The following is a 13907-nucleotide window of genomic DNA, read 5'->3' on the forward strand; positions in this document are numbered from 1 at the left end:
ATTTTTTGGGTGGGAGTCTTCGACCGCCCTACCCCAACAACACCCGCGCATATCGTTCACGGTCAACGTTCGCCCCACTGAGCACCACCCCCACGCGCTTGCCGACCTGACGCCGGCGCTCTTGCATGAGCGCCGCCAACGCCGCCGCGCCCGCGCCTTCGGCGGTGTTGTGGGTAGCCTCGTGATACAGGCGCATGGCGCTGGCGATTTCTTCATCACCGACCCGCACGATACGTGCCGCGTGCTCGCGCACCATTTCGAAGGCATCGGGGTGCGGCACGCGGCAGGCCATGCCGTCGGCAAAGGTGTCGGCGGTGGCGGTGGTGACGATGCGTCCTTGCTCGATGCTTTGTGCATAGGCATCGGCCTGGGTCGACACCACGCCGACGATCTCGGTGCGCAGCCCAAGCAGGTTGCGGGCCTGGATCAGCCCACAGATGCCCGAGCCCATGCCGATAGGTACATAGACGCAATCGAGGTCGGCCACTGCCTCGAACAGCTCCAACGCATAGGTGGCCACCCCGCGCACCAGCTCCGGGTGGAACGACGGCACCATCAGGTAGCCGCGCTCCTGGGCGAGCCGCCCGGCGAACTCGCGGGCCACGTCGAAATCCACGCCGTGCTCTACCAGCTCGGCACCAAGGGCGCGCATGGCGGCGTTCTTTTCTCGCGAGTTGCCCTCCGGCACCACGATGATCAACGGCAGGCCTGCCTGGCGCGCGGCGAGAGCCATGCTCTGGCCATGGTTGCCCCGGGTAGCGGTAACCAGCCCCCGTGGCGGCTCGCCGCTGGCCAGCAACGAACGCACGTACAGCAGGCCGCCGCGCACCTTGAAGGCGCCAGTCGGTGCGTGGTTCTCATGCTTGACCCACACCTCGCAGCCCAACTGCTCGGCCAGCAGCGGCCAGGCGCGCTGTGGGGTGGCGGGAACATGCTGATGCACGAAGGCAGCGGCTTCGCGCAGGGCGGACAAGTCGAACATGGCGGTCAATCCTTCGTCGAGGGTGATTGAACCGATCCTAAGCGCCGGGCATTGTATGGGTAAAACCTTATATTGCATGGGCAGCAATTGCATGTGGATTCCCAACCTGCCGGATGACGACCAGCCGCGCTACCTGGCCCTGGTCGAAGCCATCGCCAACGCCATCGAACGGGGCGAGCTCAAGGTCGGTGAGCGTCTGCCGCCACAGCGCCGCCTGGCCTGGAAGCTCGGCCTGAACCCCAGCACCACCCAGCAGGCCTACCGTGAAGCCGCCGCCCGGCACCTGGTGGCAGGCGAAGTGGGCCGCGGCACCTATGTGCTGGCCAGCAGCCAGGAGGCGACCTTGTTTCACCTCAAGCAGCATGACCCGTCGGGTACGGTCATCGACTTGTCCACCAACGTACCCGTGGCCGACCCGCATAACCTCGACCTGCGCCATAGCCTTGAACACGTGCTCGAGGGTAACCCCAGCGCCCTGCTCGACCATTACCTGCGGCCGGCCGATCTGCTGCTTGGCCGCGTCCACGGCGCGCGCTGGCTGGCCCAGCGTGGCCTGACGCTATCGCCCGACGAACTGTTGCTGTGCAGCGCAGCGCAGCAGGCCCTGGCGACGGTTTTGCAGTCGCTGTGCCAGGCGGGCGAGCCGGTCATGCTGGAGGCCTTGGCCGCGCCCGGCATCAAGGCCGCCTGCCGCCAGCTGCGCCTGCCGGTGCATGGCGTGGCCCTCGATGCACAAGGCCTGCGTCCGGACGAGCTGGACCGGGTAGCGCGGGCCAGCGGCGCACGCGTGCTGGTGACCACGCCCACCCTGCACAACCCCACCGGCGCCAGCATGGATGCGCAACGCCGCCAAGCCATCGCCGAAGTGGTCAAGCGTCACGGCCTGCGGGTAATCGAGGACGATGTGTACGGTGCGTTGAGCCAGCACCCTGCGCTTTACCCGCTGCTCGATGGCCACGGGGTATTGGTCACCAGTTTGTCCAAGACCGTCGCCGCCGGGCTGCGCCTGGGTTGGATCGTCGCCCCGCAGGCCGTGCTCGAACAGATCGACCCGCACGCCCGGGCTACCCACTGGTCGGTCTCCCCCTTGAACCTGCAGGTCGCCGGCCAATGGCTCGCCGATGGCACGGCGGCGCGGCGCCTGGCTTGGCAGCGTGAGCAAGTTGGGGAGCGTTGGAAACTGGCGCGGCGGGTGTTGGGCGGCGCGCTGATCGGCAGCGGCGAGCCATCGCCGCATGCCTGGGTGGCCACGCCGGGTAGCGCCGAAGCGGTGGTCGCCGGTTGTCGCGCGCGTGGGGTGGAGGTGGTGCCTGCCAGCGTGTTCGCGGTGGGTGCCAATGAAGTGCAGGCCGTGCGCATCAGCCTATCGGCGGCGGACAGCCGGGCTCAGCTCAAGCACGGTTTGGAGGTGGTGAGCGCGGTGCTGGATGCACGGTGAGGGTCCCGTTGGTGACGGCCTCGCCGCGGACAAGGCCGTGACGAGGCCGTTACCGACGCACCAAGCGATCAACCCTGGTTGCAACCTTCGCCCATGACGCGGTACTGGAGCGTGTGCACCTGACCCTGATGGTCTTCATAGGTCATGGTGGCCGGCTCTACCTGGCAGGTTTCGGGAACGCCGGAAAGGTTGATGACCCGCTTGATATCCAATTTCATGCCGTACTCGTACTGCACGACCGGCTGGCTGGAAGTGGTTTGTGTCGATGCGGCAGCCTGGTTCGCGAAGGCGAACGACGACATACCGACCAAGGCAAGTATCAGGAGTGGTTTCATTTAGGTGGGCCTTCTAGGCAGTCAAACTCGTCGATTGACTTCTATGCCATCCTGGCGCGGAGAAGTTGTCATCGAACGGCGATGACACGAAGCACCGATCCCGCTTCACCTAACTGCGGAAGGGATACGCAAAATTCTACGCCTGCCCTGGAATACTTGAACCCCACAGTCGGATATTCACCCTTGCCAGTTTTGCAACAATCTGCGACAAAGCCGCCCTATGAACAGCCCCCAATACAGCCTGCTGGAAGGCACGCAACGTCGCGTGCTGACCCATTTCTACCGTGAGCATGGCTCGCGCATGCGCCCGGCTGCCGAGGGCGTACAGTGGGTGGCTCGTGCCGATGCGCTGGTGGGAGCCTTGAACCTTAGCGCCGTCGCAGAAGGTCACTGGCTGACCGGGCTGTTCACCGCCCCTGACTGGCGCGGTCGCGGCATTGCCGGTGAGTTGCTGGAGGCCGCCCTGGCCCACAGCTGCGGCCCGACCTGGCTGTTCTGCCACCCGGACCTGCAAGGCTTCTATCAACGCCGCGGCTTTGCCTGCACCGAGGCACTGCCCGGCGAGCTGGCCTCGCGGCTGGCGCGGTATCGGCGTGGCAAGGCCCTGGTGGCGATGGTGCGGGGTCAGTCGTCGCTGTTGGGGTCCAAGCCGGGGAACAGCACGTCGGTGTAGCCGAACTTGGCGAAGTCCTTGATGCGCGAGGGGTAAAGGCGGCCGATCAAGTGGTCGCACTCATGCTGCACGACACGAGCGTGGAAGTCGTCGGCAAAGCGATTGATCGGGTTGCCCTGGGGGTCCACGCCGTCGTAGCGGATGTGCTTGTAGCGCGGCACCACGCCGCGCAGGCCAGGCACCGACAGGCAGCCTTCCCAGCCATCCTCGACCTCATCAGACAAAGGCGTGATGACCGGGTTGAGCAGGATGGTACGCGGCACCGGCTCGGCATCCGGATAGCGCTCGCTGCGCTCGAAACCAAAGATCACCAGTTGCAGGTCGATGCCGATCTGCGGTGCGGCCAGGCCTACGCCACCCACGTGGGCCATGGTCTCGAACATGTCGTCGATCAATTGCTGCAATTCGGCGCTGCCGAGCATGCGCTCGGGCACCGGCTGGGCAATGCGCAACAGGCGCTCATCGCCCATTTTGAGAATGTCACGGATCATCTGGGGTTCGGCTCGCGTGTCTGGGGCTCGGGCTCTGGTTCTACAGGATGCTCATGCCCCAGCACAGTGATGGTGTCCTTGGGCTTTTCACCGGCGAAATCTTTCTCGCCAGGGTCCTTGCCCTCGGCCGACATGTGCTCGATCACGGCATTCATCTCCGCGCCCAGCAATAGCACGGCGGCAGAAATATAGAAATACAGCAGCAGCACGATGATTGCCCCGATGCTGCCGTACATGGCGTTGTAGTCGGCGAAGGTCTTCACGTAGTAACCAAAGGCCAGCGAGGCGATGATCCACACCACCACCGCCAGCACCGAGCCTGGGGTAATGAAGCGGAATTTCTGCTTCACATCGGGCATTACGTAGTAGATCAACGCCACCGCCACCATCATCAGGATGATGATCGCCGGCCAGCGCAGGATGGTCCACACCGTGACGATCACCTCCTGCATGCCGATCTGCGAAGCGATCCATTCCATCACCTGTGGACCCAGCACCATCAGCGCAGCCGCCGCCAACAGCATGCCGGCAATGCCGACCGTGTAGAAGATCGACAGCGGGATGCGCTTCCACACCGGGCGCCCCTCGGGAACATCATAGGCGGCATTCATCGCGCTCATCATCAGCCGCACACCGGCCGAGGCAGTCCACAGGGCGATGACGATACCCACCGACAGCAACCCGCCCTTGGACTGCTGCAACTGGTCGATCACCGGGTTCACCTGCTCCAGCGCCTGCGGCGGCAGCACCAGTTCGGACTGCAGGCGCAGCCAGGAGAAGAAGTCGGGCAAGTGCAGGAAGCCAATCAGGGCAATCAGGAACAATAGGAAGGGGAACAGCGAGAACAGCATCTGGTAGGCCAGCGCGGAGGCATAGGTGGACATCTCGTCGTCGAGAAATTCGCTGACGGTGCGCACCAGCACGCGGTGCAGTGGCAGGCCGCGCAGGTGGGGAAGAATCATAGCGTCTCCTTTCGCCGCTTGATCATCGTGGTTGCAAGTCTAATAGACCACGGCAGTAACGTACTGCTCCCTGGATAGAGCGGAAAAAACAACGGCCCCTCCTGGGGGCCGCCTTGTTCAAGCGCCGATCAAGGCTTTTTCAATGCATCTTTCACTTTGCCCTTGATCTGCTGGGCTTCGCCCTTGCGCTCCTGCATCTCGCCCTCGGCGCGCAGACGCTCGTTGTCGGTGGCCTTGCCGACGCCTTGCTTGACGTTGCCCACCGCTTCATTGGCCATGCCTTTGATTTTGTCTTTAGTGCCACTCATGGGAGTTCTCCTAAGGCGAGACACGTAGATCCGTGTCGACAAAAAGTCGACCGCTGCCCCACTGCAGGAGTTTCAAACATTTCAAATACCACTGCCGAACGGCACCCCGGCTTGCCCGGCGCCTGCGCGCCCCGCACAATGGCGGGCCTTACCCCAGCGTCAACTCGCAGGAACCTGCATGAAACTCGACAAACCCACCGCCATCGCCCGCCGCAACCAGGCGCTGGCACGGCCGGTGCTCGACCGCGACAACACCCTGTTCGCCATTCTCGACAAGAAGCGCAACCTGTGGTGGTTCGAAGTGCCCGCAGCGCTGCTGCGCAAGGGCCAGCCCGACTGGGTCAACCTGCTGCTGCACACCCCGGAAACCGACGAACTGCAGCACCTGAAAGTGCCGGTCAACTTCCTTCGCGCGCACCAGGAGCAGATGGAAATACGCCACCCCGGCAAGCGCCGCTCGACCATCAGCCTGGCCCTGAGCGCCGACCGCGATTCACTGCTGCGCGACACCCGCCCAGGCGGCGAGCAGCTGGATTTCAGTACCTTCGTGCAGGCCTGATTCAGGCCTTCTCGATACGGTCGTCATGGATGACGATGCGGCCCTGCTTGAACAACGCGCCAATGGCCTTCTTGAAGTTACCCTTGCTGACGTTGAACATCTGGCTGATGACCGCTGGGTCGCTCTTGTCGCACACCGGCAGCACCCCACCGGCTGCCTCCAGGCGCGCCATGATCTGCTCGTGCAGCCCGTCGGCAAGGGCCTGGCCCACCGGCTGCAGGCTCAAGGCGATCTTGCCGTCGGCGCGCAGTTCCTTGATGAACCCCTTCTCGTGCATGCCCGAACGCAGGAACTTGAACACCTCGTTCTTGTGGATCAGGCCCCAGTGGCGGTTGTTGATGATGGCCTTGAAGCCCAGCGGCGTTTCGCCTGCCACCAGCAGCTCGACCGGCTGACCGACCTTGTAGTCGACCGGGGTACGGTCCAGGTAGCGGTCCAGGCGCGCGGTGGCGGTAATGCGCCGGGTACGTTTGTCCAGGTAGGCATGGACCACGCAGTACTCGCCGATCTTCAGGGGCCGCGACTCTTCCGAGTACGGCATCAGCAGGTCCTTGGACAGCCCCCAGTCGAGGAAGATGCCGGCACCGTTGATGTCCTTGACCTTGAGGCTGGCGAACTCGCCCACCTGCATCTTCGGTTTCTCGGTGGTGGCGATCAGTTGGTCTTCGCTGTCGAGGTAGACGAACACGTTGAGCCAGTCGTCCAGCTCCAGGGCCGCGTCCTTGGGGAAGTAGCGCCGTGGCAAGAGGATCTCGCCGTCGGCGCCGCCATCCAGGTACAGGCCGAATTCCACGTGTTTAACGATTTGCAAACTGTTGTAACGCCCAAGCAGAGCCATTTCCGATGTTCCTCGAGACAAGGCGGCTATTCTACACCTCAACCGGCCAGGAACCACCGCGCCCAACCTGCGTCTATTGCCTGGCACATTCCAGCAAGGATTCGCGCATGCCATTTCGCCTGCTACAGTCGCTGCTTCTCGCACTGGCCTTCGCCCTGACCCTGTCGGCTTGCAGCCGTATCGACCTGGCCTATCGCAACCTCGACCGCCTCGTGCCGTGGTCGCTGGGCGACTACCTGGACATGAACCGCGAACAGCGGGCCTTGCTCGACGAACGGCTGAAGCAGCACCTGGCCTGGCACTGCAAGACCCAGCTGCCCGGCTACCTCGACTGGCTCGACCAGGTGCAGGCGATGGTGGCCAACAACGCCGTCACCGACCAGGCCTTGCAGCAACGCACCGCCGAGGCACGCGAGGCCATTGGCCGGGTGACCGAAGCCATCACCCCTTCGGCAACCGAATTGCTGCGCGGCATGAGCCAGGCCCAGGTAGAGGAGATGCGCCAGGCTTTCGACGAGGATATCGCCGAGCGCCGCAAGGAGTACGTCGACACCCCGCTGCCCAAGCAGATCGAAGCGCGCGCCACGCGCATGGAAAAACGCCTCGCCACTTGGTTCGGCGAGCTCAATGCCACCCAGCGCCTGCGGGTGATGACCTGGTCCCAGGCCCTGGGAGAGCAGAACCGCCAATGGATCGCCAACCGCGCCCACTGGCAGCAACAACTGCTGCTGGTGATGGACCAGCGTGACACACCGAGCTTCGAGCCACGCCTGGCGCAGTTGCTGCAGCGCAAGGAAAGCCTTTGGACTCCGGAATACCGCATTGCCTTCCAGAACACCGAGCGCGAGGCCCGCAGCCTGCTGGTGGACTTGATGCATGAAAGCAGCCCGGCCCAGCGCCAGTTCCTGCAACAACGCCTGGCCAAGGTGCGTAGCGACTTCAGCGAGTTGAAGTGCCTTAGAAGCTGACACCTGCTGTGGATTCTTCGCGGGCAAGCCTGCGCCTACCGGTAGCGCGAGGCCCCTGTGAGAGCGGGCTTGCCCGCGAAGCGGTTTGTACGATTACCGCCCCTTGCGCCGATACGGAAACACGTCGATCACCTTCCCTTCCCGGATCTTCTCCTGCAACCCCTGCCAGTAACCGGCATCGTACAGCTCCCCATGCAAGCGGCTGAACAACCGGCGCTGGCCGATATCGGCAAACAGAAACGGCGGGAATTCCTCGGGAAACACGTCCAGCGGCCCGATCGAGTACCACGGCTCGCCGGACATCTCGTCCTCCGGGTAGCGCGGCGGCGGAATGTGCCGGAAGTTCACCTCGGTGAGGAAACTGATTTCGTCATAGTCGTAGAACACCACCCGGCCATGGCGGGTGACACCGAAGTTCTTCAGCAGCATGTCGCCGGGAAAGATATTCGCCGCCGCCAACTGCTTGATCGCCAGGCCGTAGTCCTCCAGCGCCTCTAGCACCTGGGCTTCGCTGGCCTGCTCCAGGTACAGGTTGAGCGGGGTCATGCGCCGTTCGGTCCAGCAGTGACGCACCAGCACCGTGTCGCCTTCCAAGGCCACCGTGGACGGTGCCACCTCCAGCAGCTCGGCCAGGCATTCGGGATCGAACTTGGCACGAGGAAAGCGAAAGTCGGCGAACTCCTGGGTATCGGCCATGCGCCCGACGCGATCGACGCTTTTCACCAGGCGGTATTTCTCGATCACCGTGGCGCGGTCCACCGTCTTGGAGGGCGAGAAACGGTCCTTGATGATCTTGAACACGGTATTGAAGCCCGGCAGGGTGAACACGCTCATGACCATGCCGCGCACTCCAGGGGCCATGATGAAGCGGTCGTCGGTACTGGCCAGGTGGTTGATCAACGCGCGGTAGAACTCCGACTTGCCATGCTTGTAGAAACCAATGGAGGTGTACAGCTCGGCGATGTGCTTGCCCGGCAGGATGCGCTTGAGAAAGTTGACGAACTCCGCCGGCACCGGGACATCGACCATGAAGTACGAACGGGTGAAAGAGAAGATGATCGACACCTCGGCCTCGTCGGTAATCACGCCATCGGCCTCGATACCATGGCCTTCGCGGTGCAACAGCGGGATCACCAGCGGCCACTGCTCGTCCTGGGTATGCAGGCGGCCGACCAGGTAGGCGCCTTTGTTGCGGTACAGCACCGGCACGAACAACTCCACCGCCAGCGCCGGGTCCTTGCACACCCAGTCGGGCAGGCAATCGCGCAGTTGCAGCTCCAGGCGCGCCAGGTCGCCTTCCAGATCGCCGCAGGGCACCGAGAACGGATAGTCGGCGAGCATCGCCCGCAGCAGCGCATCGAGGCCGCCCCGGGCGCTGTAGGTCCGGGTCTGCGCGGCGCGCTCGCGGCCACGCATGGCCGGGCGGGTGGTGTGGATGAACATGCAGCCATCGCTGATCTGGTCGTGGCTGAACAGGCTGCAGAACAGCGAGTTGTACCAGGTCTCGGACAGCTCGTCGTCCAGGCGCGGGTCGATCAGGTGGATATAGGCGCTCTTGACCAGCGGCCACTGCTCGACATCCAGCAGCACGGCCTGCTCGAAACTGTCGCGCAACCAACCATTGACCTCGGCGACCTTCTCTTCGTACAGGTTGATACGCGCTGCCGCCGCCTGCTGTATCGCCTGCCACTGCGCCTGCTCGAAGCGCTGGCGGGCGCCCAGGGTGATCTGGCGGAAGTGCTCGCGGTAATTGTCGAAGCCATCGAGGATCATCCGGGCGATGGCGGCAGCGGGCCAGGGCTGGGTCATACGGTGGTCTCTGCGCAGGGTATAACGGCTGAGCTTAGTCCGATCCCGGCAACTCGCAGGCTCGAACGGCGTAACCGTCTGTTCCGAGCCACAGGGTTTGCGCGATTCGTGTGGGAGCGGGTTTACCCGCGAAGAGAACACCGCGGTGTATGGCACCGGCATCGCCGGTGTTCGCGGGTGAACCCGCTCCCACAGATTTCTCGCGTCTTATGAGAACGGTGATCCCCCGCGAATGACTTCACAAGAAACAACAGGCGTTGGTCCCGCCGCTCACGTAAACTCGCGCCCCTGCCCCCTGCCGGAGAATCATGTGAGCCCCATCGCCCTCACCCGCCTGCTGACCCTCGCCGCTGTCTGGGGGGCGAGTTTCCTGTTCATGCGCATCATCGCCCCGGTACTGGGCACGGTGCCGACGGCGTTCTTCCGTGTGTCGATCGCCTGCCTGGGGCTGGTGGCCATCATCGCGGCAGCCCGAGTGCGCTGGGACTTCAACGGCAAGCTCGGGGCCTGCCTGCTGCTGGGGATGATCAACTCGGGCATACCGGCCACCTTCTATTCGGTGGCCGCCCAGGTGCTGCCGGCTGGCTACTCGGCGATCTTCAACGCCACCACGCCGCTGATGGGCGTACTGATCGGCGCGCTGTTCTTTCGCGAGGCGATGACCCTGCCCAAGCTGTGCGGCATCTTCCTCGGCCTGTTCGGGGTCGGCATTCTCAGTGGCGCAGGCCCGGTGGCGCTGGATCTGGCACTGCTGCAGGGCGCGCTGTCGTGTCTGGCGGCGACCACCTGCTATGGCTTGGCCGGGTTCCTGGCGCGACGTTGGGTCAGCGACCTGGACAGCCGCCTGTCAGCCCTGGGCAGCATGCTCGGCGCCACCCTGATGATGACCCCACTGTTCGCCTGGAGCGCCCTGGCCCAGCCGCCTGCCAGCTGGGGTGGCTGGCAGGTGTGGCTGTCGTTGCTGGGCCTGGGCCTTGTTTGCACCGCGTTCGCCTACATCCTGTATTTCCGCCTGCTGGCCGAGATCGGGCCGATCAAGGCCAGTACCACCACCTTCCTGATTCCCGTGTTCGGGGTGCTGTGGGGCGCCTGGCTGCTGGACGAGCCGCTGTCGATGGCGCACCTGTATGGCGGGTTGATGATTGGCGTGGCGCTGTGGTTGGTGCTGCGTCCCGCGCGTCGCTGAAAACCGCGTTGCTCAGGCATCAGCTGTCTTGAGCATCGGCTTGCGAAATACGAACAACAGCCCTACCACGATCAGCCCCATGCCCAGCAGGCTCAGCGGTGCCAGGCGGTTGCCGAAGATAAGGAAGTCCATCACCGCCGTCACCGCCGGCACCAGGTAGAACAGGCTGGTGACATTGACCAGGTTGCCCCGCGCGATCAGCCGGTACAGCAGCAGCGTGGCCAACAGCGACACCACCAGCCCCATCCACAACAGCACGGCGACGAAGCTGCCAGTCCACTGTACGTGCAGCGGCTGCCACGGCGCGAACAGCGCGCACATCACAAAGCCTGCCAGGTACTGCAACGGCAAGGTCCCCATGGGGTTGTCGGCAATGCGTTTCTGCATGATCGAACCACAGGTCATGCTGGCGAGCGCCAGCAGGGCGAACAGCATTCCGACCAAGGACACCCCGCCCAGGTTGATGCCCTGGTACACCACCATGACCAACCCGGCCAGCCCGAGCCCCAGGCCGAACAGACGGCTCCAGGAACGCTGGCGCTCCATCAGGGCCACGGTGAGGATCGGTTGCACACCCATGACCGTAGCCATGACGCCTGGGGTGACCTGGGTATCGAGCGCCAGCAGGTAGAAGATCTGGTAGGCGCCCAGCAGCACCGCCCCGGTCGCCAGCGCTTGCAAGATGGCATCGCGCCGCCTGGGCCAGCGCAGCCCGAGCAAGGGGGCGAGCAGCAGCAGGCCGCCGAGCGCCAGCAACGAGCGCAACAAGAGAAACGCAAAGGGGCTGGCCTGGGTCAGGCCGAGCTTGGAGACGATCGCCCCGCTGCTCCACAGCAGGACGAACAGGCTGGTAGTGGCCGCCGAGGCCACGGATGCTTTGGAAAAGACAGACATGTATTGCCACCTGTTGTTTGGCAAATGAGCCGAACGGCGGACGGGTCGCGAGGAAAGTGCGAGGGAAATGCCGCCGTGTTCAGTGAGGTGCGAGGTATGGAGGGCCGATCAGCCCAGCACGACCACGCTTGGGGGCGCTACCACGCCCCGCACCACGTCACTGACAGGTGGTGGGTAGTGACTGATCATGGCCGGCTGCTGGCTGCCACGCACGACCACGCCCGCGACAGGCGCGAGAACAGAGGCGATGGTGGAAGGGACGGCTGGCATGAACAGGTCTTCGGAAGAGGTGAATATTTCGGAATATATCGACGAAGCCATCGCAGGGCAAGCCCGCGATGGCACGCGCTCAGATAACGCCAGGCCTCAGAAAAGCCATTTGACCAGCAAATACGCCACCACCACCGCCAGCACCGGCCGCAGCACGCGGTAGGCCTTGGGGTTGGCACGCTTGAACTGCTTCACATGGCCGCTGATGCGGTTGCTGAAGCGCTTGCTCCAGGCATACGCCTGGTTGATCCCGCCCACGCGCTCGTCATCGAGGTTCTGCGGCGCGGTAGCGCGTCCGAGGAAGGCGCTGACCTTGCGGTTGACGCGGGTCATGAAGGCATTGCTCAGCGGGCGCTCGATGTCGCAGAACAGGATCACCCGGGTGACGTCCGTCTCGTTCTTCACCCAGTGCACGTAGGTTTCGTCGAACATCACATCCTCGCCGTCGCGCCAGGCATACACCTGGCCATCGACGTAGATGCGGCAGTTGTCCGAATTGGGCGTGGACAGCCCCAGGTGGTAGCGCAGGGAACCGGCGAACGGGTCACGGTGCGGGTTCAGGTGGCTGCCGCCGGGCAGCAAGGCAAACATCGCACCCTTGACGTTGGGAATGCTGCTCACCAGTTCGACAGTCCTGGGGCACAGCGCTTCGGCCGAGGGCAGCGGCTTGTCGTACCATTTCAGGTAGAAACGCTTCCAGCCCTTCTTGAAGAACGAGCCGAAACCGGCGTCGTTGTCCTTCTCGGCGGCGCGAATGTAACCCTCGTCGAACAGGCGCATGGCCTCTTCGCGAATCACCTGCCAATTGTCCTTGAGCACGTCCAGTTCCGGGAAGCGCTGGCGGTCCAGGTAAGGCTTGGACGGCACGCCGGAGAACAGGTACATCAGGCTGTTGTACGGGGCGAACAGCGCCGAGTGATTGACGAACTGGCGCAGCACCGGTAGGCGGGCCTTGCCGCGCAGGTGCACGAATAGCACGCTGGCGAAGAACACCAGTAGTACGCCGGCCTTGGCGAGGAAGGAAAAAGTCATGCAACACTCCTTGGAGGGGAAATCTGGCCATCCCCGAATAGCCGGACATCATAAACCCATCCGGCCCCGGTAAAAACAACCGGGGCCGGATCGCAGTGTTGGCTATTTTGCAACAAAGGGCTCAGGCCGCATTGCCATGGATCAGCGGCGGCCCTGGCGCAGCAGATGCTTACTGCTGGTTTTCCTGCTCGGTGAACAGGTCGGCGAACAGCATGCTCGACAGGTAGCGCTCGCCGGAGTCCGGGAGGATCACCACGATGGTCTTGCCCTGCATCTCGGGTTTCTCGGCCAGGCGCACCGCGGCTGCCATCGCCGCGCCGCAGGAAATACCGCAGAGAATGCCCTCCTCCTGCATCAGCCGCAGGGCCATGGCCTTGGATTCGTCATCGCTGACGGTCTCGACCTGGTCGATGATCGACAGGTCGAGGTTCTTCGGCACGAAGCCTGCGCCGATACCCTGGATCTTGTGCGGGCTGGGCTTGAGCTCCTGGCCGGCCAGGGTCTGGCTGATCAGCGGCGAGGCCAACGGCTCCACCGCTACCGACAGAATCGACTTGCCCTGGGTGTGTTTGATGTAGCGCGATACCCCGGTGATGGTGCCGCCAGTGCCGACGCCCGCCACCAGTACGTCGACGGCGCCATCGGTGTCGTTCCAGATCTCGGGGCCAGTGGTCTTCTCATGGATGGCCGGGTTGGCCGGGTTGTCGAACTGGCCCGGCAGGAAATACCTGGCCGGGTCCGAGGCGACGATTTCGTTGGCCTTCTTGATCGCACCCTTCATGCCCTTGGCCGGCTCGGTCAGCACCAGCTCGGCACCCAGGGCCTTGAGCACCTTGCGCCGCTCCAGGCTCATCGAGGCCGGCATGGTCAGCAACAGTTTGTAGCCACGGGCGGCGGCGACGAACGCCAGGCCAATGCCGGTGTTGCCGGAAGTAGGCTCGACGATGGTCATGCCCGGCTTGAGCTTGCCGCTGCCCTCGGCGTCCCAGACCATGTTCGCGCCGATCCGGCATTTCACCGAGTAGCCTGGGTTGCGACCCTCGACCTTGGCCAGGATGGTCACCCCGCGCGGGGCGATGCGGTTGATCTGCACCAGCGGCGTGTTGCCGATGGAATGGGCGTTGTCTGCGTAGATACGGCTCATGGCAGCGGTCCTTGAACG

The 13907-nt window shown here is 64.0% G+C and carries 16 protein-coding genes; 5 read left to right on the top strand and 11 right to left on the bottom strand.

What is annotated here, in order from left to right:
* Positions 1-28 precede the first annotated feature (28 nt).
* On the bottom strand, positions 29-982 hold the full coding sequence (locus tag RAC97_RS11705; RefSeq protein ID WP_375099443.1) for a threonine dehydratase: 954 nt from the start codon (positions 980-982) through the stop codon (positions 29-31).
* A 91-nt stretch (positions 983-1073) separates the two neighbouring features.
* On the opposite strand from RAC97_RS11705, the gene RAC97_RS11710 reads away from it, so the two are divergent.
* A complete protein-coding gene (locus RAC97_RS11710; RefSeq protein WP_375099444.1) occupies positions 1074-2420 on the top strand; it encodes a PLP-dependent aminotransferase family protein in 1347 nt (448 codons plus the stop codon).
* A 68-nt stretch (positions 2421-2488) separates the two neighbouring features.
* Here the strand turns inward: RAC97_RS11710 and RAC97_RS11715 are convergent, their stop codons facing one another.
* Positions 2489-2755 carry a DUF2790 domain-containing protein gene (locus RAC97_RS11715; protein WP_375099445.1) on the bottom strand — a complete coding sequence of 89 codons (267 nt, stop codon included), beginning with the start codon at positions 2753-2755 and terminating at the stop codon, positions 2489-2491.
* Between the two features lie 220 nt (positions 2756-2975).
* Here RAC97_RS11715 and RAC97_RS11720 point away from each other — a divergent pair, with 220 nt between their 5' ends.
* On the top strand, positions 2976-3428 hold the full coding sequence (locus RAC97_RS11720; RefSeq protein ID WP_375099446.1) for a GNAT family N-acetyltransferase: 453 nt from the start codon (positions 2976-2978) through the stop codon (positions 3426-3428).
* Here RAC97_RS11720 and def read toward each other — a convergent pair.
* The 3 genes from def to RAC97_RS11735 all read right to left on the bottom strand — a co-directional run bounded on the left by def (position 3380) and on the right by RAC97_RS11735 (position 5189).
* Positions 3380-3919 (bottom strand): peptide deformylase, encoded by a 540-nt coding sequence (gene def, locus RAC97_RS11725; protein WP_375099447.1) that lies wholly within the window; start codon positions 3917-3919, stop codon positions 3380-3382. The genes RAC97_RS11720 and def overlap by 49 nt on opposite strands.
* Complete coding sequence (locus tag RAC97_RS11730) at positions 3916-4881, bottom strand: YihY/virulence factor BrkB family protein (RefSeq protein ID WP_375099448.1); 966 nt, start codon at positions 4879-4881, stop codon at positions 3916-3918. The genes def and RAC97_RS11730 overlap by 4 nt, the downstream gene beginning before the upstream one ends.
* A gap of 128 nt (positions 4882-5009) precedes the next feature.
* Positions 5010-5189, bottom strand: coding sequence for a CsbD family protein (locus RAC97_RS11735; RefSeq protein WP_375099449.1), 180 nt, complete (start codon positions 5187-5189; stop codon positions 5010-5012).
* 178 nt (positions 5190-5367) lie between these two features.
* Between RAC97_RS11735 and RAC97_RS11740 the strand changes: the two genes are divergently transcribed.
* Entirely contained in the window at positions 5368-5748 is a 381-nt protein-coding gene (locus tag RAC97_RS11740) for a hypothetical protein (protein ID WP_375099450.1), read from the top strand.
* A 1-nt stretch (position 5749) separates the two neighbouring features.
* Here the strand turns inward: RAC97_RS11740 and RAC97_RS11745 are convergent, their stop codons facing one another.
* Complete coding sequence (locus tag RAC97_RS11745; protein ID WP_375099451.1) at positions 5750-6586, bottom strand: S1 RNA-binding domain-containing protein; 837 nt, start codon at positions 6584-6586, stop codon at positions 5750-5752.
* 107 nt (positions 6587-6693) lie between these two features.
* Between RAC97_RS11745 and RAC97_RS11750 the strand changes: the two genes are divergently transcribed.
* A complete protein-coding gene (locus RAC97_RS11750; RefSeq protein ID WP_375099452.1) occupies positions 6694-7554 on the top strand; it encodes a DUF6279 family lipoprotein in 861 nt (286 codons plus the stop codon).
* Positions 7555-7647: 93 nt separating this feature from the next.
* Here the strand turns inward: RAC97_RS11750 and aceK are convergent, their stop codons facing one another.
* The gene (gene aceK, locus RAC97_RS11755) at positions 7648-9363 is read right to left on the bottom strand and encodes a bifunctional isocitrate dehydrogenase kinase/phosphatase (RefSeq protein WP_375099453.1); all 1716 of its coding nucleotides are present in this window, start codon (positions 9361-9363) and stop codon (positions 7648-7650) included.
* Between the two features lie 310 nt (positions 9364-9673).
* Between aceK and RAC97_RS11760 the strand changes: the two genes are divergently transcribed.
* Positions 9674-10549 (top strand): DMT family transporter, encoded by an 876-nt coding sequence (locus tag RAC97_RS11760; RefSeq protein ID WP_375099454.1) that lies wholly within the window; start codon positions 9674-9676, stop codon positions 10547-10549.
* Between the two features lie 12 nt (positions 10550-10561).
* On the opposite strand, the gene RAC97_RS11765 is transcribed toward RAC97_RS11760, so the two are convergent.
* The 4 genes from RAC97_RS11765 to cysK all read right to left on the bottom strand — a co-directional run bounded on the left by RAC97_RS11765 (position 10562) and on the right by cysK (position 13889).
* The gene (locus tag RAC97_RS11765) at positions 10562-11443 is read right to left on the bottom strand and encodes a DMT family transporter (protein WP_375099455.1); all 882 of its coding nucleotides are present in this window, start codon (positions 11441-11443) and stop codon (positions 10562-10564) included.
* 108 nt (positions 11444-11551) lie between these two features.
* Complete coding sequence (locus RAC97_RS11770; RefSeq protein ID WP_375099456.1) at positions 11552-11713, bottom strand: hypothetical protein; 162 nt, start codon at positions 11711-11713, stop codon at positions 11552-11554.
* A 96-nt stretch (positions 11714-11809) separates the two neighbouring features.
* A complete protein-coding gene (locus tag RAC97_RS11775) occupies positions 11810-12745 on the bottom strand; it encodes an aspartyl/asparaginyl beta-hydroxylase domain-containing protein (RefSeq protein WP_375099457.1) in 936 nt (311 codons plus the stop codon).
* Positions 12746-12914: 169 nt separating this feature from the next.
* On the bottom strand, positions 12915-13889 hold the full coding sequence (gene cysK, locus RAC97_RS11780; RefSeq protein ID WP_375099458.1) for a cysteine synthase A: 975 nt from the start codon (positions 13887-13889) through the stop codon (positions 12915-12917).
* Positions 13890-13907 lie beyond the last annotated feature (18 nt).

This window comes from Pseudomonas sp. LS_2 (assembly GCF_042709235.1).
Classification (GTDB): domain Bacteria; phylum Pseudomonadota; class Gammaproteobacteria; order Pseudomonadales; family Pseudomonadaceae; genus Aquipseudomonas.

Excerpts from the sequence above, each read along its gene's own strand:
- RAC97_RS11705 (WP_375099443.1), bottom strand. The coding sequence starts at position 982 with ATGTTCGACTTGTCCGCCCTGCGCGAAGCCGCTGCCTTCGTGCATCAG.
- RAC97_RS11710 (WP_375099444.1), top strand. The coding sequence starts at position 1,074 with ATGTGGATTCCCAACCTGCCGGATGACGACCAGCCGCGCTACCTGGCC.
- RAC97_RS11715 (WP_375099445.1), bottom strand. The coding sequence starts at position 2,755 with ATGAAACCACTCCTGATACTTGCCTTGGTCGGTATGTCGTCGTTCGCC.
- RAC97_RS11720 (WP_375099446.1), top strand. The coding sequence starts at position 2,976 with ATGAACAGCCCCCAATACAGCCTGCTGGAAGGCACGCAACGTCGCGTG.
- def (WP_375099447.1), bottom strand. The coding sequence starts at position 3,919 with ATGATCCGTGACATTCTCAAAATGGGCGATGAGCGCCTGTTGCGCATT.
- RAC97_RS11730 (WP_375099448.1), bottom strand. The coding sequence starts at position 4,881 with ATGATTCTTCCCCACCTGCGCGGCCTGCCACTGCACCGCGTGCTGGTG.
- RAC97_RS11735 (WP_375099449.1), bottom strand. The coding sequence starts at position 5,189 with ATGAGTGGCACTAAAGACAAAATCAAAGGCATGGCCAATGAAGCGGTG.
- RAC97_RS11740 (WP_375099450.1), top strand. The coding sequence starts at position 5,368 with ATGAAACTCGACAAACCCACCGCCATCGCCCGCCGCAACCAGGCGCTG.
- RAC97_RS11745 (WP_375099451.1), bottom strand. The coding sequence starts at position 6,586 with ATGGCTCTGCTTGGGCGTTACAACAGTTTGCAAATCGTTAAACACGTG.
- RAC97_RS11750 (WP_375099452.1), top strand. The coding sequence starts at position 6,694 with ATGCCATTTCGCCTGCTACAGTCGCTGCTTCTCGCACTGGCCTTCGCC.
- aceK (WP_375099453.1), bottom strand. The coding sequence starts at position 9,363 with ATGACCCAGCCCTGGCCCGCTGCCGCCATCGCCCGGATGATCCTCGAT.
- RAC97_RS11765 (WP_375099455.1), bottom strand. The coding sequence starts at position 11,443 with ATGTCTGTCTTTTCCAAAGCATCCGTGGCCTCGGCGGCCACTACCAGC.
- RAC97_RS11770 (WP_375099456.1), bottom strand. The coding sequence starts at position 11,713 with ATGCCAGCCGTCCCTTCCACCATCGCCTCTGTTCTCGCGCCTGTCGCG.
- RAC97_RS11775 (WP_375099457.1), bottom strand. The coding sequence starts at position 12,745 with ATGACTTTTTCCTTCCTCGCCAAGGCCGGCGTACTACTGGTGTTCTTC.
- cysK (WP_375099458.1), bottom strand. The coding sequence starts at position 13,889 with ATGAGCCGTATCTACGCAGACAACGCCCATTCCATCGGCAACACGCCG.